23 protein-coding genes are annotated in these 19,860 nt (G+C 68.0%); 10 read left to right on the forward strand and 13 right to left on the reverse strand.

Features of this window, described 5'->3' with window-relative positions; genetic code table 11:
- Window positions 1–63: 63 nt before the first annotated feature.
- Both QOZ89_RS14730 and QOZ89_RS14735 read right to left on the reverse strand, forming a co-directional pair.
- On the reverse strand, window positions 64–828 hold the full coding sequence (locus tag QOZ89_RS14730) for a hypothetical protein (protein WP_312624038.1): 765 nt from the start codon (window positions 826–828) through the stop codon (window positions 64–66).
- A 5-nt stretch (window positions 829–833) separates the two neighbouring features.
- On the reverse strand, window positions 834–1,115 hold the full coding sequence (locus tag QOZ89_RS14735; protein WP_071053771.1) for a hypothetical protein: 282 nt from the start codon (window positions 1,113–1,115) through the stop codon (window positions 834–836).
- Between the two features lie 740 nt (window positions 1,116–1,855).
- Here QOZ89_RS14735 and QOZ89_RS14740 point away from each other — a divergent pair.
- From QOZ89_RS14740 to QOZ89_RS14760, 5 genes are all read left to right on the forward strand, one after another.
- Entirely contained in the window at window positions 1,856–2,131 is a 276-nt protein-coding gene (locus tag QOZ89_RS14740; protein ID WP_312624039.1) for a hypothetical protein, read from the forward strand.
- Window positions 2,132–2,233: 102 nt separating this feature from the next.
- Complete coding sequence (locus QOZ89_RS14745) at window positions 2,234–2,536, forward strand: hypothetical protein (protein ID WP_312624040.1); 303 nt, start codon at window positions 2,234–2,236, stop codon at window positions 2,534–2,536.
- 39 nt (window positions 2,537–2,575) lie between these two features.
- The gene (locus tag QOZ89_RS14750) at window positions 2,576–2,707 is read left to right on the forward strand and encodes a hypothetical protein (RefSeq protein ID WP_312624041.1); all 132 of its coding nucleotides are present in this window, start codon (window positions 2,576–2,578) and stop codon (window positions 2,705–2,707) included.
- 56 nt (window positions 2,708–2,763) lie between these two features.
- A complete protein-coding gene (locus QOZ89_RS14755; RefSeq protein ID WP_312624042.1) occupies window positions 2,764–3,342 on the forward strand; it encodes an RNA polymerase sigma factor in 579 nt (192 codons plus the stop codon).
- Window positions 3,339–4,427, forward strand: coding sequence for a CU044_5270 family protein (locus QOZ89_RS14760; protein ID WP_312624043.1), 1,089 nt, complete (start codon window positions 3,339–3,341; stop codon window positions 4,425–4,427). The genes QOZ89_RS14755 and QOZ89_RS14760 overlap by 4 nt, the downstream gene beginning before the upstream one ends.
- Before the next feature lie 88 nt (window positions 4,428–4,515).
- Here the strand turns inward: QOZ89_RS14760 and QOZ89_RS14765 are convergent, their stop codons facing one another.
- The 4 genes from QOZ89_RS14765 to QOZ89_RS14780 form a co-directional block, all read right to left on the reverse strand.
- Window positions 4,516–5,094 carry a DUF1697 domain-containing protein gene (locus QOZ89_RS14765; protein ID WP_312624044.1) on the reverse strand — a complete coding sequence of 193 codons (579 nt, stop codon included), beginning with the start codon at window positions 5,092–5,094 and terminating at the stop codon, window positions 4,516–4,518.
- Between the two features lie 509 nt (window positions 5,095–5,603).
- Window positions 5,604–5,918 carry a 4a-hydroxytetrahydrobiopterin dehydratase gene (locus QOZ89_RS14770; protein WP_071053814.1) on the reverse strand — a complete coding sequence of 105 codons (315 nt, stop codon included), beginning with the start codon at window positions 5,916–5,918 and terminating at the stop codon, window positions 5,604–5,606.
- 108 nt (window positions 5,919–6,026) lie between these two features.
- Entirely contained in the window at window positions 6,027–6,554 is a 528-nt protein-coding gene (locus tag QOZ89_RS14775; RefSeq protein WP_071053776.1) for an NUDIX domain-containing protein, read from the reverse strand.
- Window positions 6,551–7,831, reverse strand: coding sequence for a helix-turn-helix domain-containing protein (locus QOZ89_RS14780; protein ID WP_071053777.1), 1,281 nt, complete (start codon window positions 7,829–7,831; stop codon window positions 6,551–6,553). Before QOZ89_RS14780 ends, QOZ89_RS14775 begins: the two co-directional genes overlap by 4 nt.
- 374 nt (window positions 7,832–8,205) lie before the next feature.
- Here QOZ89_RS14780 and QOZ89_RS14785 point away from each other — a divergent pair, with 374 nt between their 5' ends.
- From QOZ89_RS14785 to QOZ89_RS14800, 4 genes are all read left to right on the forward strand, one after another.
- Window positions 8,206–8,400: a hypothetical protein gene (locus tag QOZ89_RS14785; protein ID WP_071053778.1), complete on the forward strand. Its 195-nt coding sequence runs from the start codon at window positions 8,206–8,208 to the stop codon at window positions 8,398–8,400.
- A gap of 32 nt (window positions 8,401–8,432) precedes the next feature.
- Window positions 8,433–8,657, forward strand: coding sequence for a hypothetical protein (locus QOZ89_RS14790; protein ID WP_131804218.1), 225 nt, complete (start codon window positions 8,433–8,435; stop codon window positions 8,655–8,657).
- A gap of 147 nt (window positions 8,658–8,804) precedes the next feature.
- Window positions 8,805–9,611, forward strand: a complete 807-nt coding sequence (locus QOZ89_RS14795; RefSeq protein WP_198543599.1) for a DNA glycosylase family protein — start codon at window positions 8,805–8,807, stop codon at window positions 9,609–9,611.
- Complete coding sequence (locus QOZ89_RS14800; protein ID WP_071053779.1) at window positions 9,595–11,061, forward strand: B12-binding domain-containing radical SAM protein; 1,467 nt, start codon at window positions 9,595–9,597, stop codon at window positions 11,059–11,061. The genes QOZ89_RS14795 and QOZ89_RS14800 overlap by 17 nt, the downstream gene beginning before the upstream one ends.
- Window positions 11,062–11,197: 136 nt before the next feature.
- Here the strand turns inward: QOZ89_RS14800 and QOZ89_RS14805 are convergent, their stop codons facing one another.
- The 7 genes from QOZ89_RS14805 to QOZ89_RS14835 all read right to left on the reverse strand — a co-directional run bounded on the left by QOZ89_RS14805 (window position 11,198) and on the right by QOZ89_RS14835 (window position 19,210).
- Entirely contained in the window at window positions 11,198–11,806 is a 609-nt protein-coding gene (locus QOZ89_RS14805) for a class IV adenylate cyclase (RefSeq protein WP_071053780.1), read from the reverse strand.
- A gap of 285 nt (window positions 11,807–12,091) precedes the next feature.
- Window positions 12,092–13,159, reverse strand: a complete 1,068-nt coding sequence (locus QOZ89_RS14810; RefSeq protein ID WP_312624045.1) for an integrase core domain-containing protein — start codon at window positions 13,157–13,159, stop codon at window positions 12,092–12,094.
- A gap of 381 nt (window positions 13,160–13,540) precedes the next feature.
- Window positions 13,541–14,830, reverse strand: coding sequence for a TetR/AcrR family transcriptional regulator (locus QOZ89_RS14815; protein WP_312624046.1), 1,290 nt, complete (start codon window positions 14,828–14,830; stop codon window positions 13,541–13,543).
- Window positions 14,831–14,990: 160 nt separating this feature from the next.
- A complete protein-coding gene (locus QOZ89_RS14820) occupies window positions 14,991–15,638 on the reverse strand; it encodes a nitroreductase family protein (RefSeq protein ID WP_071053782.1) in 648 nt (215 codons plus the stop codon).
- A gap of 11 nt (window positions 15,639–15,649) precedes the next feature.
- Window positions 15,650–16,936: an amidohydrolase family protein gene (locus QOZ89_RS14825; RefSeq protein ID WP_312624047.1), complete on the reverse strand. Its 1,287-nt coding sequence runs from the start codon at window positions 16,934–16,936 to the stop codon at window positions 15,650–15,652.
- Window positions 16,923–18,056, reverse strand: a complete 1,134-nt coding sequence (locus QOZ89_RS14830; RefSeq protein WP_312624048.1) for an acyl-CoA dehydrogenase family protein — start codon at window positions 18,054–18,056, stop codon at window positions 16,923–16,925. The genes QOZ89_RS14825 and QOZ89_RS14830 overlap by 14 nt, the downstream gene beginning before the upstream one ends.
- Window positions 18,053–19,210: an acyl-CoA dehydrogenase family protein gene (locus QOZ89_RS14835; protein WP_071053785.1), complete on the reverse strand. Its 1,158-nt coding sequence runs from the start codon at window positions 19,208–19,210 to the stop codon at window positions 18,053–18,055. The genes QOZ89_RS14830 and QOZ89_RS14835 overlap by 4 nt, the downstream gene beginning before the upstream one ends.
- Before the next feature lie 519 nt (window positions 19,211–19,729).
- Here QOZ89_RS14835 and QOZ89_RS48260 point away from each other — a divergent pair.
- Complete coding sequence (locus tag QOZ89_RS48260; RefSeq protein WP_241842377.1) at window positions 19,730–19,852, forward strand: cytochrome P450; 123 nt, start codon at window positions 19,730–19,732, stop codon at window positions 19,850–19,852.
- Window positions 19,853–19,860 lie beyond the last annotated feature (8 nt).

A 19,860-nucleotide genomic window follows, 5' to 3' on the forward strand; every position in this document is an offset into this window, starting at 1 on the left:
CGGAGACCTGGCGAGCGCGGCAGTTCGTCCCTACGGCGGTCGAGCTGTCTGTTCGAGCGCTGGCTACTGCTGGTCGTCGAGGAGGTGCGCGGCTGCTTTGGGGTCCATGAGGTTGGACCAGGCCTGTTCGGCGGGGAGCAGGTGGCGTTCGGGGAGGGCGTACTCGGGGAACCAGCCGTCGGGGGCGCAGCCGGGGACGCGGGCGAGGATCACCGCGGTGAGGTTGGCCGGGACGGAGCCGGTGATCCGGACGGCGATGTAGGTCTCGTGGCCGTGGTCGGCGCGGACGAGGATGCCGAGGCGGAAGCCGGCGAGGTCGGCGGCGTGTTCGTGACCATCGCGCAGGGAGCCGCGGGTGAGGTCGCGGACGGTGGCGTCGAGGCGGAGCGCGAGCCGGGTGCCGGCTTCGAGGCGGTAGCGGTCCTCGTCGTCGGGTCCGGGGAGCAGGTGGTGGGTGTGGGTGTCGGTGGTGAGTGGTTTGTCGTATTCGGCGTTGTAGCGCTGCCGGGCGGCGCGGGCCTGGGTGTGCAGGGCCGCGTAGAAGTCGTCGGATGAGCCGTCCTCGCGGATGCCGGCCGCGACCAGCCAGTCGTGGACCTCGGTGGTGTCGTTGGAGTAGGTCGCGCCACGCCACCGGCCGATCTTGACCTTGAACAGGATGACGTCGTCGATCGCGCGGATCCGCTCGTGTGGGGTGTCCGGGTCCGCGAACTGCTCGGTCGCCTTGGCCAGGAGGGGATGGTCGACATGGTCGAGGGGTGTGCTGGCCGGTGGGACGGGCAGGCGTAGGTCCTCGCGGAGGCAGCGCAGGGTGGGTCGGACGGGCATGGGGGTCAGGTCTCCCAGTCTCCGGCGCCGCCGAGTTGCTCGATCCGTTCCGGGGACAGCCCGGTCAGCGCCGCGACGCTCGCTGAAAGGGAGCCGTCGAGGACCCTCATCGAGGCGACCATCCCCTGGCGGATCTCCTCGCGGCGCTGCTCCAGGTAGATCTGGACGGCTTCGGCGACGAGGTCCTTCTTTGACATGCCGAGGAAGTGCGCCGCCTGCGAGATCAGCTCATCCGTCGCCGGGTCGACCTTCAACGGCGCCTGACGGCGCGGTCCCACGGTTGTCATGGCTGCCTCACCTCCGACACCAGAGTACCTAAGTACCTCAGGATGAGGTGAGTCGAGGGCAACCCTTCAGCCTGTGCGCTCCCGGCATCCCTTGGGTCATCGTGGGCGGCATCGTCAGAGCTCTCGTGGGTGGAGGCGTCGATCATCGGCGCGGGGTGCCGTGGCGATGTTTCCAGTTAGGCGACAGGGCGCACGGTGTCGTGCGCGAGGGCTGGGGCTGTGCCGGCGGAAGCGTCGATGCGGCTGTTGGGGGACCGGCGGGTGGTGGCCGGACCGGCCGCTGTCGGGAGACAGCCCGGGGCCGCGCGGGTGCCGATTGGGGACGTCGACACGGAGCTGGCCAGGCGTCAAATCGCATCGAGGCGGAACACGCGTGCCGAGCGTCGGCAGCCGGCCCCGATTGATCGTCGAGCAGTGCCCAGAGCGAACGGCCCGTCAGCTGCTCCAGCTCGACAGTCTCCTGCCGGACGATCAGGCCCTGCGCCAGGGAGGTGCGCACCCTCTCGCCGAGATGACCACCGAACCACTCTTCGGCCCACCCGGCCACCTCAGCCGACGCCGGGGGCTGCGAGAGCCGGTGTTCCGAGGCCAGGGCGAGCTCGCAGAGGTGGCGGCACGGTACGACGGCAAATGGCAACCTCCACCCCGGCCGGCGAGTTGATCTCGATGAGCTCCGACGGGTACCTTTGAGGTACTGGAGGTACTGAGGTCCCCCTAGCGGGAGGAGGTAGACGCGGCGAATGAACGATCAGACTCCCCGACAGGTCGCGGTCAAGGTCTCCCCGGAAGGCGACAAGCTGATCACCAGTGGCGCGCACTACCTGCACCTGAGCAAGAAGGATCTCGTCGAGGCCGCAGTCGCGTTCTACCTGGACGCCCGCCGTGAGGAGATGCAGGCCGGGATGCGGGAGTTGCTGCGCGAGCTCGACGGTAGCCGCGCGTCGCGGATCGCGATGCTGGCAGGGATGACCCGCGCCGAACTCGACGCCGTCGGCGGCGTCGACGAGGACGACTGATCGTGGCCCGACGGGCTCGCCCCACGCTGCGCTGCCTGCGAGAAGATCTCGCCTTGCCGATTCCGCGCGCGGACACGCCGTTGGAGGACGTCGATCATCCGCATGCCGACGCAGCAGCGCGACCAGGTTGGGGCGGAGCGGGACCTGACCTCGATCGGGGTCCTGCCGGAGGCCCATCATCGGGCGGGTGTGCCGTCGGCCAGCATGGTCGCCTGCCAGCCGGCGGGGTCCGGCAGTCCCGCGGCGCGGGAGAGCCGATACCAGAGCAGGCGGTCGGGGCGAACGGTCGCTGTAGGGGTGTGCCGTGACCATGACCAGGTTCTCGTGGTGCTCGACGACGCCGAGGTAGGCCTCGTCGACGGGGGCGATCAGGGTGAAGTCCACCTGAGCAGCCAGAGCTGGTAGCGGCCGAAACGTCCCGGAAGCCGGTTCCATGTCGTCGACTTGCCCTACCTGGTCGAGCGCGAACAGGCCGTCCTCGACCGGCTCGCCGACCCGCACGTTGTGGAGCGCGAGCTGTTCGATCTCGTGGCCGGCCGTCCACGACTCCAGTTCGAGATGGACGGTGGGATGTAACCGCGTGGGGGGTGCTGGACATGAACAGGATGACGCCCCGCGGAAGGACTGTCCCTGTGCCTGCCAGTTCGGCCATGCCCTCGTTCGAGGCGCTGTTCCGGGAGCACCGCGGGGCGGTCCTGCGGTTCGCGCAGCGACGCCTTGGTAGTGACGAGGCCGCCTGGGACGTCGTCTCGGAGACCTTCCTCGCGGCCTGGCGGCATTGGCAGCGCCGACCCGCCGCCTCGGAGGAGACCCGGGCGTGGCTGTACGGAATCGCCGGCAATGTCGTGCGTAACCAGCTCCGCGCGGGGATCCGACGGCTACGGCTCGAAACCCGGATGGTCGGGTTCGGGCTGGCCACGGACCCGACCGCCCTGACCGATGAGGACATCGCGGACGAGGCGGTACGCAGAGACCTTGCCTGGCAGGCGTTGGAGCGACTTTCTCCGGATGACCGGGAGATCCTGCAGCTCGCCGGCTGGGAGGGGCTGGATCTTCGCGGCCTGTCGATTGCTCTGGTGGTGTCCACCTCCACGGCGAAGGTGCGTCTGCACCGTGCCCGGCGCCGTCTCGAGGCGGCCCTGGCGGAAGCGGCCTCGACGCCGACTGTCACCGAACCCACAGCCTCGCTCACTTTGAAGGAAGGGTCATGATGTCCGACCGCGACGACCGCGACGATCTCGTCGTTGTGCGCGCGCTCCTGAGCGCCTCCAACCCGGTGGCGGACGACCCCCGCAGCGCCATCGAGCAGCGGCGCGGGGAGCACCTTCTTGCACTCCTGCTCGCCGACTCGTCCGCCCGGCCCCACCGGCCTGGGCGGAGACCTGGTCGAGACGCCGCCCTGCGCCGCCGTCACGTCCTGACGGCGGCGGCCACGATCCTGGTGATCGTGGGTGCGCTCGTGGGGCTCACGACCGTACGAACACACGACCGGGCCACGGCCACGCCACTGCTGCCGACACCTCTCCTCACCGCGACCGCGGGAGACCATGATCGTGCCGTGGTGGCGTTGTCGGATGCGGCCCGCCGGCAGCGGGGGAGCGCGCAGGCTGGGACGGGTCCGGTCCTCTACGCCCGCAGCCAGAGCTACGGGCTCGATGTCGCCATCGCAGGCCACAAGTCAACGACCACCGCTCGTACGACGATCACGGACGAGTGGCGTGCCAGCGACGGGACGGTGCGGACCGACCGATACAACCAGCAGGTCGACCGCGCCGGCGCGGACATCGGCGGTCCGACCCCCGTCGACGACGACCGATTCGAGGGCAGATCCGACCGTCCACCAGCGCCCCCCGAGTCCGATCCGGCCCTGACTCCCACCGACCCCGCGCAGATTCTGGCGAGGCTGAAGGCCTATGCCATAGCGGCCGGTTACCCCGTCGACCTCACGGTCGCGGCCGATGTCCTCGACGCCCTGCGTACTGGCCTGACGAGCCCGGCACAGAACGCCGCGCTCTACGAGGTCCTCGCGCAGATCCCCGGGGTCTTCGACCTCGGGCCGACCCGTGACCACGCCGGCCGGCCCGGTCGTGCGGTGGGCCTGGTGGTCTCTGACCAGTCCAGCCTCAGCCTCGCCATCGAGTATGTGATCTTCTCTGACACTGGTGCGCCGCTGACCATCGAACAGGTCGCCGCGCCACCGCCCCCCGGACTGCACCTTCCCAATGTCCCGACCGTCGAGCGCTACACCGAGATCATCACGACCCGGCGCGTTCCCACCGTCGGCGCCACCACGTGACGCACAGGCCGGTTGTTAATCTCGGCTCCGAGTTGGGGACGCTGCCGCGACCTTGAGGGTCAATCTCATAATCCTGAAACGCGTGTACTCAAACGCGCCGGCGATCCTCCACTTCCTCGACCATCTTGAGTAGCCTTGTGGTAGTATTCCAGTTGCGAATAGTCATCGATTTGTAAGCTGGCGTCCCCGTAATACTACTCAGCCGACTCCTGGTGCGCAGAGCACTGAGGCGCTGCGAGTAAATCACCCCGGCGCCCGGCCAAATATTATCAACACCCTCTCTGGGGTTAAACGCGGCCATAGCCTGGGTCGAATCAATACCCATCAGAAAAACTGCGTCACTATGATACGTCTCTGGATGCTCCCCGAAGCCTTCGGGCCTGTTATCGATAACAGCCTGGAGCTGGGTGCGGGTCAGTACCAAAACCTTGATAACAGGACTATCCAGCGTAAACTTTCTTAGGAGCATGGCTTCGATCCTTTGACCTGACCTCGCTACGCCCAGGTCCGACCGCAAGATCACGTTCCCGCTCTGAATATAAGTGGTAACGTCAGTGAAACCCTCTTCCTCCAGGTAAAGTTTGAGTGCTGCCATGGGTACGAGATTCTTCCCACCCACATTTATGCCACGTATAAGAATTACGTAGGTATTCATTGCCTTCACCATACTTGTGTGCTCCCTGGCGACACTGATCGGCTGTCAGAGAGCCCGGCCGACGAGCTCACCATGACGAACGTCCGGTCCTTGTGGAGCAGCGCGCTCGGCTCGGTAGTGCCGTAGATGAACGCTGGCTGCCGGCGTCGTGCCTTCAACCGGTCCGAACGCGCCGACCGGCAGCCACACCCGCCGCGGCCCGCTCGTCCCCACCAGCTGGCCGACGGCGAGCGGCTGCATCGGCCGGGGCGACGCGGCGAGGGCCCGGGCGGTCCGGCGGGGACGCGGTCGTGGAGCGCGGATGGCCTTGAGAGGCGTGTCCCTGGCGCGCCGTTCACGGTCACAGAGACAGGCTGGCCCGGGACGTAGATGTAGTCGAGGACGGCACCGTCGGTCTCCTCATGTTGCCCGTCGGACGGTTGCAGTCAGGTTGTGCGGGGGGCCGGATGTGATCTCGGTGCCGTCTGGCCGCCGTGGCCTGCATCGTCGATGGTTGCTGGGCCTCAAAGCGTCCTGCTGAGTTAGATGGGTGTGGCGCCGTGGGCCGTGGCGATGGCGTCGATGCGGGTGGCGAGGTCGAAGTCGGCGGCGGTGAGGCGGTGGCCGGCGTCGTGGGTGGTGATGGCGAAGCGGACGGTGTCCCAGCGTAGGTCGATGTCGGCGTGATGGCCGATGAGACGTTCGACGTCGGCGACGTGGACGATCAGCGCGACGGAGCCGTGGTAGCGGAGCCGGAAGGCGCGAGTGATCTCGTTGCCGGTCCGGGTCCAACCGGGGTGGTCGGCGAGCTGGGTGGTGATCTCGTCGTCGGTGAGCGGGGCGGGCACGTCGGAAATGGTCACGCCTCCGTTGCGGCGAGGACCTCGGCGAGGTCGGTGGCGACACGGGCATCTTTCCATGGCTCGGGATGGCCATGCCGCCGCGTGCCAATTGTTGATGGGGTCTCAGGCGTGGCCGTTCTGGAGGTAGAGGACGTTTCCACTGTCCAATGAGGTCAGGGCCGCTTGTACGCGTCGCCACTCGTAGGGGCGGAGGAGCCGCGCAGCCTCGTGCGGGGAACAGAAACGGACAGCGGCCAGCTCAGGGTCCACCGGACGGAGATGTTGGGTTTGGTCGGCGGACAGCGTGCCGCCGTTGAACACGAAGGCCAGGAGGTCGTCCCAGGGACCGTGTGGTGATACCCAATCGACGCAGAGCAGTTCGCCGATATGCAGGTCGAGATCTAGTTCTTCCTTCAGCTCTCGACGTAGCGTCTCTCTCGGCGGTTCGTTGGCTTCGGCCATGCCGCCTGGCAGGTCCCAGTCTGGCTTATAGGTCGGGTCGACCAGGAGCAGGCGGCCGGTCTCATCCCGGATGACGGCGTCGGCGGAGACCCGCTTGCGTGCCTGTCGGGCGTTGCCCTCGGCGAGGTGCGCGAACTCGGCCGGGTCTCGGCCGCGATAGCTGTCTTCCCACTCCTGTTCGATGCTCACGACGCCTCGGCTGCTCGGTGGGCGGGCAAGGTGGCTGTCACGCGATCGAGGAAGTCATCGACAGCCGTCACGCTGCTGTGCGGTTCGAGCTGGCGGCCGAGTCCTCGAAGCTGGTTGACCACGCGGTCCGAGGCCAGGCGTGTCGCCGCGTCGAGCACCTGCGCGCCGGTGTCGCAGGCGGCGTCGAGATCACCGCGCCCAAGGTGGACGGTGGCCAGGGTCAGGTGGGTGAGGGCTCGGCTCCGTGCCCGGTCCGGAGTGCGTAGCTCCAATACCCTCAGCGCCTGACGTTCGGCGGCGTTCCAGTCGTTCAGGTCGCGCAGGCAGATGGCGGCCTCGGCTGCGAGCGCTGCTTCGTCGAAGGGGCTCAGCCATTCGTGCCCACCGGCTGTCGCACGGTTCAACTCCTGCTCGGCGTTCCACAGCGCGGCCAGGCACTCGGACGACGCGCCTACAAGCGCGTTCCCCCGGGCCTTCATCGCGTGCAGCCGGCTACGTAGCTCCCCGCACTGTTGGTCATCCGGCACCAGCGCGAGGCCCGCGTCGGCCAATCGGACGGCTTCGCGAGGATGGTCATTCTCCAAGGCTAGGTGACTCTGGCTGACGAGCGTCTGAGCGCTCAGCGCTTGGTCGCCGGCCGCGGTCGCCAGGCCGAGGGCCTGGACGAAGTGCTGGGCCGCGAGGTCGCCTCGGTTGTCGTCGTGGGCAAGCCACCCGGCCATGTCGGCCAGCGAGGCCGCCGCAGAGAAGACAGCCGACGGCGGATACGCATGGCCAACGAGCTGCGGGGCGACCTCGGTCTGGATGAACCTGACCACGACGGGGTACAGCCGGCCGCCTCCGAGCTGCCGGTCGGCGGAGCGGAAGGCCAGCGCCGCCGACCGGATCGTCTCCAGCGTTCCACCCGAGGCGAATACCGACGTCGACGGCTCGACGCGTGAGGGGACCTCCCGCCGCGTTGCGACGGGTGCTGGTCGCAGTCGTGGTTGTCCAGGAAGGTCGAACCACAGGAGGTGAGGCGGTAACCGCAGCATCCGGGCCCAGTGCGTCAGCCGGTCAAGGTCCCGGACCGGCGGGCCGCTTTCGATCCGACTCACCTGAGCCTGGGTCAGGCCGAGCCACCGACCAAGCCGTTCCTGGCTGATGAGTCTGCGGTGGTGAGGGTTCATGCGGTACGCCACAGACACCAGCCCGATGTGCTGGGCAGCAAAGGCGTCGCGGAGTTGATCGGTGTGCCAGAACTCGTCCGGGAGCTCCGGCGCCTCGTCCTGTTCCAAACGGCCGCGGTGCAGGCAGCGGGCACAACGGGAGCCAGCGTTGTCGCGTGCCAGACGGCCTCCGCAGGAGTGGCAGTACCGGCCGGGTGCGGCGTCCATATCTCGCCTGACCTGCTCCTAATTGTGGTCGTCTGGGTGTGCTTGGCCGGCAGTGTAAACCTCGCTGATTACGGTGAGTGGGATTCCAGCGCTGTCATGTATGGGCGTCATACGTGGCTCGGCATGGCCAGCTCCCTGTGACCCGCGCACGCTTGGGCCAGGCGCCCGGGGTCGAGCCAGGCAAACTTCTCGGCCTCGGGTGTCAGCCAACGGCCTGGCGGATGGAGGCAGCTGTGGACATAAGACCGCCCGCGACATCACCCGGTAGGTGTCGCGTGCGGCGCCAGCTTGGACCGCGGACACTCGCGCTCGTCGACCACGGCGATGGCCCGGCACTCACGTGGGTCAGGCTCTATCGCGACGACGGCCACAGTCATCGCGACGCCGAGAAGGCCGCTTTCGCCGAGGCCGACCCTGACGGCGGCCCGACCGGAACCGAAGAACTACGGCGCGGGGTGGTGAACGCGTGACCGGGCGGGGGACCGACGTCAGGTCGGGACCGGTGGCGACGGTGAAGGTGTCACCGGGAATAGAAGCGGCCCATCTGGCGGCGCAAATAGCGGACCTGCCAAGTGACTCGGTTTTCATAGGTGGATTTGGAGACGTCGGCGTCGTGCTGGCCTTCGGTCCGGCAGACGGCTCAGCTTCTGAACGGGAGATCCTGGCGGCCGTCGTCGGGACACTGACACCGCAGATCTTCGCCCGGGTGATATTGACCCGGCCATGACACGCGCGCCATGTCGATGATCTAACGATATTGCGGAGAGGCTGCCGGGCGGCGCTGCCCGGACACCGGGTCTTCCTATGGAGAGCCATCATGAGAAAATAGCCATCTCTCGTCTACCGTATGAATCTTCCACTCGGAGCCTTTCTCATGCCGCTATCCGCAGACCGCTGGATGATCGAGCACCCCGCCTGGCTGCCCACGGAGAAGGGTGCACACCGCGTGTGCCTGCTGCCCAGCGGCGCCGCTCTGGCCGAGGTGGAGCACGGAGCCCTCGTGCTCACCGCGCTCGACGGCGACGAGACGGAACCGGCCGGGGACGTCTTCACCCTGCCGGAGGGCGCCGCCACAGACGTGCCCGAGCTGGCCAAGGAACTCACGGGACTCGGCCAGGTGGGACGCCTACGCAATCCCTCCCTGTGGGAAGCACTCGGGACCGCCATCATGCGCCAGGTCATCCGAGCGGCCCAATCCAAGGCACTCTTCCGCGCGCTGTGCACAATCCATGGTCGGCAGGTGACGTTGCCTGACGGCAACTCTTACGCCCTGTTCCCCACGGCCGAGAAGATCCTCGAGCTGGACGACGAACAGTTCTCCAAGATGGGCCTGGCCTTCAAACGACCTGTGTTGCGATCCGCGGCCGCCGCGTACGTCACCCACGGCGACGACTGGGCCCGTCTTTCCTCATCGGAACTGGTCGACGAATTGCAGAGTGTTCGCCGTGTCGGACCGTGGACTGCCGGAGCCGCGGTCGCGGACTACACGAATCGCTGGGACCTGTACCCCTACGCCGACCTGGCCGTACGCACCTGGGTCGGGCGCGCTGCTCCGTCACACTTCTGGTTCCACAACGAGCGTGCGTTCGGCGCCCAGTGGCGCCACCTGGCCGGCGAGCACCTTTCCTCTCTTACCCTCCTCACCCTCGCCTGGGGATCGCAACATGGAGACATCGGATGACGGCGCCGTCCTGGGCGCCGACCTGAACCGTCCACTCGACGCCCTGTTCGTCAACGCCCCGCTACGTGACTACAGCCACCGACCCCGGGTGAACGACTTCACCCTGCCGGTTCTGGGTATGGCCTACATCGCGACCTACGCGGCAGCTCAAGGATTCAATGTCGGCGTTCTCGATGCCGAAGCCATGGGCCTCGGCATCAAAGAGACGTACCACCTCGTCAACCGCCTCGGTCCACGCTGGGCCGGCTTCAACCTGCTCGCCCCCACCTACGAGGTAAGCGCCCAGATCGCTGCCGGCCTCGATTCCGGCATCATGGTCATGGTCGGCGGCCACCAGGCAAAGGCTATGCCCGATGCCATCATCACCGACCCACGCTTCGCGGCGCTGGAGGCCCTGGTACTCGGCGAAGGCGAGACGCGCGTAGCGGAATTGCTTCGAGACAGACGGTCGCGTGCGGACCTACCCGGCGTGATGTGGCTCGATCCCATCCTGCGCAGACCCGTCACCGGCGGCGGTCCCGGAGCCGGCCACCATCTCGCCCCGGACGTGGACCGTCTGCCTTTCGTCGACCGTCGCTTCCTGGTCAACGACCCCTACCCGGCCCCGGACGGCAGGGTGGAGGCCAACATGGTCGGCGCCCGAGGCTGCCCGTATGACTGCTCCTTCTGCGGCGCTGCCGTCAGCGCCAACCCGGACATCACCATCCGCACCCGCACGCCCGCCGGAATCATCGCCGAGATCGAGGCGCTCCACGCCGCCCACGGCGTGACCGCATTCCGCTTCGTCGACGACCTCTTCCTCGGATATGAGCGGTTCATCCGCGAGTGCATGGGCGCCTTCACCGCCGCCCGCCTCGGTGACCGCTTCGTCTGGGATGCCACCGGCCGGATCAACGTCCTGCATCGGGCCGACGACGCCCTTCTCGACCTACTCGCCGCCAACGGCCTGCGGGAAGTCGCCCTTGGCGTCGAGTCCGGCAGCGAACGGCTGCTCAGGTACATGGGCAAGCGGATCAGCCCGGAGATGACTCGCTCCGTGATCCGACGCCTCACCGAGCGCGGGATCAACGTCAAGGGCTACTTCATCCTCGGCTTCCCCACCGAGAGCCGGGAGGAGCTGGCCGCCACTGTCCACCACGTCCGGGAGCTGTGGGAGGAGGCTGACCGCAATCCGGGAGACTTCCGGGCCTCCACGTTCGAGTTCCGTCCGTATCCCGGCACGCCGGAGTGGGACCGCCTCCTCGCCACAGGACGCTACGAGCCCGCGCAGCTGCTGGCCTACACCGCCGTGGACCTCACCGAAGGCGGTCTCGACGAAGCGATGCGCGGCCGGGACGAGTTCAACTTCTCGGTCAACATCCAGTTCGGCGAGGCCTCCGTGGACGAGGTACGGGCCGCCCTGGTGACGCTGTCCCGCGACCAGCACGCCCGCTCCAGCATCCTCCGATGAGCCGGGGCTTTTTCTCGCCGTCGACGGACCCAGAGGCGTAGCCAAGAGCACCGTCACAGCCGCCCTGGCGCTACCGCACCGTCGCTGCCGAACTCGGAGGCACCGGCCACGGCCTTCTGGTGCACGACATTGGGACTCAGCCGGGCGACGACGTGGCCATGGTGTCGGCGGCGTCGGTGCTGTCCCTGCTGGCCGGCACCTGCACCGCTCTGTCCTGGGTAGCCCGTACCAGGGAGTCGTATGTCTCTGCGGTGCGCACTGCCTCGATCCCCAAGGACGTGACGAACGCTGCCAGCTCGTCCTGGACGACCGTGGCCGGCTGGTCGTCCGGCATCATCCGTTCCAGCTCCAGGAAGGTCCCTACGCCTTCGACCTCATCCAGGCACAGTGTCGTGTCGCCATGCCGGCCGGTCCGCCGGGACTTCGCGACACGCACTGTGGCCCGATAACCCATATGCAGGATTGCCTCGTGCATCTGCTGACGGTTCACGACTTCCGTCTCGTACTCAAGGCAGTCTTGCGCATTCGTGCCAGGCTGCTTGAGCGCGAACCAGTGGCGGCCGTCCACCGTGCGCAGCCGCAGGAAAGACACCCCGATCTTGCTGTCGCCGAACGACCAACCCGATGGGGCATAGGCCTGGTCATCCTGGTATACCGCCGCGCCGAGGTGGATGCCCCGGACTCTGAGAGCGGCGAGCAGCGCTTCGGCGTTCTCCACGGAATACTTGACCTCGACCTCGCGCACAGCATCTCCCTTTTGGACCGCGGAGCAACGGGGGCAATTATAGCGAGAGAGCTGTCAAATTGAGTGGTGGGGTAGCGGGAAACTATTCTCCGTGCACACTCTTGGCTCGCGACTGTCGCTCATTCAGTTTTATTGTTCAGCGGATATGGCATCAGGTTGCCTGGCGGGGTGCATGTCCACTTGGACCGCTGCGGCCGTCGCCTCGCCGTAGGCGTAGCTGGTCGTCGGTCCGTCGCCCTGGGCTGTGGGGTTCTAGAACTCGGCCACCTGCGCTGATCTGGGCTTTTATGCAGCTCGTTCGTATTCGCTGATCAAGCCGCCGAGGACGGGTCGGCGCTTGATCCGTTCGGTGGTGAGGTCGGCGATGGGGTGATCGGGCCGTGGCGGCTTGAGATCACGGCTGCGGTGGGGTCGTCGTCCGTTGTAGTGGCTCGCATATTCGGTCAGGACGGCCCGCAGGTGCCTCTCGTTGAAGATCAGCATGCGGTCGGTGGCCTCGGCCCGGGTGGTGCGGACGAACCGTTCCGCGTAGGCGTTTGCCCGTGGAGCTCGCGGTGGGATCTTGACCGCGGTGATACCCGCGTCGGCGAGGACCGCGTCGAACGAGGCGGTGAACTGCCCGGCGCGGTCGCGGACCAGGAAGCGGAAGTCGGCCGCCCGGTCCCCCAGGTCCATCAGGAGGTTGCGGATCTGCTGGGTGGTCCACAGCCCGTCCGGGTGCGCGGTGACGCCGACGAGGTGGACGTAGCGGGTACCGACTTCCATGACGAACAAGCAGTACAGGCGGCGCAGCGTCACGGCGCAGTCGACGTGGAAAAAGTCGACGGCCAGCATCGTCGAGGCCTGGGCATGCAGGAACTGCCGCCAGGTCGTGTCGGTCTGTCGTTCCGGCGCGGGAGGGAGCCCCAAGGTCTTCAGGACCCGGCGAATCGTGGACGCCCCAACCCGGTGACCGAGCTTGAGCAGTTCGCCCTGAATCCTTCTGTACCCCCAGGTCCTGTTCTCGGTCGCGAGTCGTTCGATCAGCGCGGCGATCTCCGGCCTGACCGGCGGTCGTCCGGTCCGGTGGGGGTAGGTCCACTTCCGGGTGACCAGGCGTCGGTGCCACCGTAGAACGGTGCCGGGCGTGACGATCCGGTGCAGTCGAAGCCTTCTCGGTAGGAGCCGGATCAGCGCGGCGAGCAGGGCCCGGTCGGCCCAGTCCCACCGTGGCTTGGGCTGGGTACGCCGTAGCACCACGACCTCGTGCCGAAGGATGAGTAGCTCGATGTCCTTGGATGCCGACGAACGGCCAAGCAGCACCAGCCAACCACAGACGCGCACGAAGATCAGATAGAGCAGGCGTACGGCCATGGTCGACCATCATGCCGACGCCCATCCCGCCGTGCCGGCCCAGGTCACGGGCCCAGGCCGACTTCTGGCACCCCACAGCCACCGCGGCCCGACTGCCCCCTCGCCGACGCGCCCAAAGAACGGATCAAGCGCCGGCCAGTCCTCGGCGTCTTGATCAACAACTATGAACGAGCCGCACAAAAGCCCAGCTCAACGCGGGTGACCGAGTTCTGGAACCCCACACACGTCCCCGCTGCTGCGAACGTGACGCCCCGGCAGCGACGCAGCCCAGTGGACCTGCCCACCGTCAGCGCTGTCCAAGGGCCGTCGGCCAAGCCCTGAACTTCAGGGTTGGCAGCCATATGTCTCCAAGTCGGCCGCTTGGGGAGGTTCAGCGTGGAGTCATTGTCCGCTTCGGGCCTGGTCGAGGGGCTGGCGGTTCGCCGTGGAATGGTCGCTTGCGCCGCGTAGGACGGTGTCGCGTGACAGCGCGAGCGCGGCGCGGGGGCCGGCGCTGTGCAGGATGTTCTGTGGCATCCAGATCAGACTGAACAGGCACCGCGCTCGCATGTCCGCGGACGCTCCCTCGATGTGGAGGTCGCCGGCCTGGGTGCCCTCGGCCAGTAGGGTCTTCACCTGCCGTAGCTGGGTCGGGAACGTCCAGGTCAGGTCGGGACTGTCGGGTGGAGCCTGGCGAATCCCGGCGTACTGGATCTTGAATTCGTCGCTGAACCGGTCCATGAGGTTGATGTCGAACCACATGAGGGCGTCGAGCTTCTCAAGTGCTGTCGAGGGGGACCGGAGCACCGCACGCCAGCCGGCGGTTATGTTCGCGACGTACGAGGCCATGATCGAGACGAGCAGGCGCTCCTTGGACTCGACGACGCGGTAGACGCTGCCGGTGCTGAGGTTGGCAGCCGCGGCGATGTCCCGGACGGTGGTGGCCTCGTAGCCGCGGCGCCCGAACTCGGTACGGGCGGTCGCGTGGATCAGGGCCTCGCGGTCGTACTCGTCGACGCTGGTGTCCTCGTCCCAGGCCGCGACCACCTTGTTGACCGCGAGGAAGGCAGGTGCCTGCTCCAGGGCGTCGTCTTCGGGCGGGCTGGCCGCGATGCCGTCGAGCAGGATCCGGCACTTGATGGCTGCCATGCGATCCCCGCCGGCGCTGCGGTGAGAGACACCGACGCCGACATGAAGCATGCTCTGGCACAGCCGGTCGGCCAGCAGCGCCAGATCGACACCAGGCCTGAGGTAGCCGCTCTCCCAGCCCGCGCGCAGAGCCTCGAGCATCGCGGTCTGGATCAGTGTCGGTGTCCGCGCGGCGAGCTGGACCAGGTCCTGGCTGGACCCAGCTGGCGGTTCGTACAGCGTGAGCAGCAATGCGGCCCGATGCCGTACCGCGCACGACGCGATCGCCTCGCCGAGCGTCAAGATGATCTTGGCGGCCGGTCGTGCGTTCGACCGCCGCAGTTCGTCCAGGGCTGTGTGGGCGACGTCGTCGAGCTCGGTCTGGTAGCGCCGGACCAGCTCGACGATGATCGCGTCTTTGGACTCGAAGTGGTGGTAGAGGCTGCTCTGGAGGATTCCGCAGGCGTCGGCGATGTCCTTGAGCGTCGTCCGCACACCGGTCGAGGCGAATAGCGTCGCGGCCGCGTCGAGGATCTCGGCCTTACGCGCCCCGTCCTTCGACACCGCTCTGCTCCTTTGGCGACTCCTGACGACTCCTGACAGCGACGGTACTGAAGGGGACGCCGAGACCCCGGCACGGACCTCGCGGATCAGCCCGCGCCGCGTTCACGTGCGGACGCGAGTCCCGGCAGGCGGTCAGGAGGCGGTCGGTGTGGACCGGGGATCAGACGGGCGGGCCGTCCCAGCTGTCGACGGCGATGACCTCCTCGAGTGGGCGTCGCCCCGCCGGGCGGAAGGTGTGTCCGGCCCGCAGCCGGCCCACCGGCAGCAGGCAGCCCTGTACGTAGCTTTCGGGAATGCCGAGCAGGTCTCGGATCTCCTTCTCACGGTGGAGGTGGAGCGTCGTGACGCAGGTGCCGTAGCCACGGGTGTGCAGTGCGAGCTGGAAGTTCCACACCGCAGGGAAGATCGAGCCGTACAGCGTCGCCTGGTAGAAGGAGTCGCCCCCTTCGGTCCGTGTCAGGTAGGGCTCGTAGCACGGGATCACCAGGAGCGGGACCTTCGCCAGGTTCTCGACCAGCCACTCGGTCGAGGACATCAAGCGGCCGAACGGGGTCTTGCCCTCGAGCATGTCCGCCACGAGTTGGCCGCCGGTCAGCTGCAGGTAGGCGTCTCGGTACAGCGCGGCGATCCGTGTCCGGATGACGGGATCGGCGACGACCAGCCAGCGCCAGGACTGCTGGTTGGAACCATTGGGTGCCTGGAAGGCGACGCGTAGGCAGTCGCGGATGTCGCGGGAGTCGACCGGCGCGTCGAGGTCGATGGACTTGCGCGCCGATCGGGTCGCGGTGAGCAGGTACTCGATGTTCATGGCCGTCGGAGTCAGTGCGAGGTGGGGAGTCGCTGGGCGAGGTCGAGCACGCTTACGGGCGCGGTGCCGTGCTTCTTGAGGCGGGCGGAGGAGCGGTAGCCGAGGTCGACGTCGAGTGCCTGGCCCCGCAGCGCGCCGACGGTGGCCCGCTGCCTGGGTAGCTGCCCGAAAAGGTCGAAGGAGAACAGGCGCAGCGCGTTCTCGTGTGTGATCTTCGCGATGTCCTGGTCGGGTAGTCCGTCGAGGTAGTGGTTGATGGATTCTGGTCCGAGTGGCCAGGTCGAGTCGGAGTGCGGGTAGTCGCACTCCCAGGTGATCATGTCGAGGTTGAGTTTGCTTCGGCTCTCGATGCCGAACTCGTCGTCGATGAAGCAGGTGACGATGCGTTCGAGGAACAGCTCGCTAGGGAGCTTGTCGCCGAAGTCCTGGTGGGTCCAGGCCCGGTGCTGTTTGTAGACGCGATCGACGCGCTCGAGGAAGTAGGGAATCCAGCCGATGCCGCCCTCGGACAGCGCCAGGGTCAGGTCGGGGAACTTCCTCAGCATCGGTGACCAGACCAGGTCGGCGGCGGCCTGCACGATGCTCATCGGCTGCAGGGTGATCATCGTGTCGACGGGGGCGTCGAGGGAGGTGATGACGACCTGGGAGGAGGAGCCGATGTGCAGGCAGACGACGGTGTTCTGCTCCGAGCAGGCCTGCCAGAACGGGTCCCAGTGCTCGTTGTGCAGCGACGGGTAGCCGAGCTTTTCCGGGTTCTCGGAGAAGGTGACCGCGTGGCAGCCCTTGGCGGCGACGCGGCGGACCTCGTCGGCCATCAACGCCGGGTCCCAGATTGGCGGCAGGGCCAGCGGGATCATCCGGCCCGGGTAGGTGCCGCACCACTCGTCGATGTGCCAGTCGTTGTATGCCCGCAGGACGGCGAGCGCGAGGTCCTTGTCCTGGGCGCGCGCGAAGTACTGGCCGCAGAACTGTGGGTAGGAGGGGAAGTTCATCGAGGCGGCGACCCCATTGGCGTTCATGTCGCGCACGCGTTCGTGGATGTCGAAGCACCCGGGGCGTATCTCGCTGAACTTCGTGGGCTCGGCGCCGTACTCGTCGGGGGGTCGGCCCGCGACGGCGTTCAGGCCGACGTTCGTCGCCTCCTGTCCCTCGAACACCCAGGCGTCGGTGCCGTCGTCCCGGGTGATGACCTTCGGCGCCTGGTCGGCGTACTTCGCGGGAATGTGGCCGTCGAACATGTCGGGTGGCTCCACGACGTGGTCGTCCACCGAGACGAGAATCAGGTCATTGATGTTCATGGTCTGCTCCTTGCGGGTTGAGCTCGTGGACGAGCTGCGAGCCGACTTCTCGCAGGTAGCTGTCGGGTCCGCCGAGAAGTGCGCTCCAGCTCAGCAGGCGCTTGAGGTAGAGGTGGCTGTCGTGCTCCCAGGTGTAGCCAAGGCCGCCGAACACCTGGATGGCCGTGTCGCCCACGGTGGCGAGGCGCCCGGCGAACGCCTTCGCGCGCAGCGCCGCCCGGTGGCGCTGTGCGGGCGTCGCGGCGTCCGCCGCCCACAGCGCGTGCAGGACGCCGCCGCGGGCCAGCTCGACGGTCTCGTACATGTCGACACACAGGTGGGCTACGGCCTGGAAGGCTCCGACCGGCTGGCCGAACTGCCGGCGCACCTTGGCGTGGGCGACCGTCAGGTCCAGCAGGGCGCGGGCCGCGCCCAGCGCGTCGGCCGCCGACGCGACCAGCACGTCATCGACGAGGGCCTGGATCGCCTCGGCGGGCGCGGGGCCGAGGCGGCGGGCGGGAGCGTCGTGGAGCGTTACCCGGAACACCTTGCGGGTCTGGTCGATCGACCGTCGCGGTGTCACGGCGACATACGGAGACGAGGTGTCCACGGCATACAGCCCGGTGCCGTCGTCGTCGCTGGCCAGGACGAGAAGGACGTCGGCGGCCGCGGCGTCCGCGATCTGGGCGATCTCGCCCCGCAGCGTGACAGCATCGCCGTCGGCCGTGGCCGTGGCCGCGGGCCGAGGCGCGGCGGGCTCCAGGGGGCCGACGGTCGCGATGGTCGAACCGTCGGCGATGCCCGCGAGGAGCTTGCCGGTCTCGCCGGCGGTGGGCACCCGGGTGAGCGCGCGGGTCGCGGCGACCGCGCTCGACAGCCACGGCCCCGGGTGCAGCCCGGCGCCCAGTTCCTCGAGGACCACACCGGCCTCGACCATCGTCATGCCGGCGCCGCCGTGGTCGGCGGGGACGAGCAGCCCGGTGGTGCCGAGCTCCGCGAGCGCGAGCCACCCGGCGTCGGTCATGCCGGTCGGGTCGTCGAGCAGGGGGCGTACGTGGTCGGCGACGCTCGCCTTCTCCTGGAGGAAACGGCGCACCGTCGCTCGCAGCGACAGCTGTTCTTCCGTCGGTTCGAGGTTCATCGCCGCGGCAGCCCGAGGACGCGCCCGGCGGTGATGTTCTTGTTGACCTGCGTCGTGCCGCCCGCGATGGTCAGCGCACGGGACGTGAGACGGAACTGTGCCCACCGGCCGTCGGCGCCGTCGGCGCCCAGCAGGTCGAAACCCAGCGCCGCGATGTCCTGCCCGAGCTCGCCCCAGACCGTCTTGGCGAGGCTGGCGGAGGCGAAGCCGTCGGCACCCGCGAGGCTCGCCGATATCGAGCGCTTGCAGAGCAGCTCGAGGTAGTCGACCCGCACGGCGAGCTCGCCGAGGCGGCGCAGGGTCACGGGATCGTCGAGAGCGTGCCGGCCATCCACCTCTGTCTTGGCGAGGTCCGTCACCAGCTCCTCCAGTCGTAACCGCTGCTCGGCGTAGAGGCGCGCGGCGCCGGCGCGTTCGTGGCTCAGCGTGGTGGTGGCGACCTGCCAGCCGCCGTTCAGGGGACCGAGCAGCGCGTCGGCGGGCACCCGCACCTCGTCGAAGAACACCTCGGCGAAATCCGCGTCGCCGTTCAGCGCGACCAGCGGCCGGGCCTCGATACCGGGAAGGTCCATGCGGACGACCAGGCAGGAGATGCCCCGGTGCTTCGGGGCGTCCGGGTCGGTGCGCACGTACAGCTGGCACCAGTCGGCGTGGTGGCCGAGCGAGGTCCAGGTCTTCTGGCCGGTGACGACGAAACTGTCGCCGTCGCGCACCGCGCGGGTGCGCAGGGAGGCGAGATCGGAGCCTGCCTCAGGCTCCGACATCCCCTGGCACCAGATGTCGTCCGCGCGCGCCATCCGGGGCAGCAGCGCGTGTTTCTGGGACTCGGTTCCGTACTGCATGATCGCCGGCGCGATGTTGTTCAGCCCGATGACGTTGACCGGCAGCGGTGCGCGCGCGCGGATGGTCTCCTCGGCGTACACGAGCTGCTCGAGCGCGGTTGCTCCGCGGCCGCCGTACTGCGGTGGCCAGGCGACGGTGGCCCAGCCCGCGTCCGCGAGGGCACGGTTCCACACCCGGACTGTCTCGAAGGCGTGTGGGTCGGCTGTTCCGCGCCGGGCGGCGTGGATGGTGTCGTCAGTGAGGTTCGCGGTGAGCCATCCGCGTAGTTCGGTCCGGAACCGCTCGACCTCCGGTGGAAACGAGAAGTCCACGTTCCCCCTTTCCGTGCCTGCTCCGGCTGAGCACGCCGGCCGGACCATACGGCCGGAACGACTATTCGGTCAACCTTGGCCTGCTGGCGCGCGGACGGCCGGTTGGCGGTGTGCCTAGACCCGGGTGTGGGCCGGGAAAGGCCTGTGTCACCGAGAATAGATGCAGGTCCTGGCCTGGCTAGGCCGTTGGCGGGGGCGGGTTGGCTTGTGGTTGACGGCGGCGTCGTCCGACTCTACGGTGCGGAACAACTATTCGGCCAGATGCCTGAGCGGCCGGGACGGAGGCTCGCCGTGTCAGTCGTCGACACGCACGCGATGGCCGCGGCTCGCGAGGCGTGCCGCCAGGAGCACCGTCGGGCACGGACGCGCCGACGCATCGCATCGGGGGGATGCGGCGGCCGCGGACGCGGTGCGTGCTGACCGGTCTCTTGTTCCGCTCGTATCGATCACCAGGGTCGCGGCCCGGGACACGGAGCGGTCGGGAGTGGCGATCCCGGCGGGCTCCGCTTCGATCACGCCGTGCACATCTGCCTCGGCATGCACCTCATTCGTCTCGAGATGCGCGTCGGGGTCAACGCGCTGCTCGACCGGCTGCCCGACCTGCCTGACTGCCTGCCCGTCCTGTTCCGCACATCCGCCTGAGCGGGTCC

The sequence above is a fragment of the Pseudofrankia coriaricola genome (genome assembly GCF_032027725.1).
Taxonomy (GTDB): domain Bacteria; phylum Actinomycetota; class Actinomycetes; order Frankiales; family Frankiaceae; genus Pseudofrankia.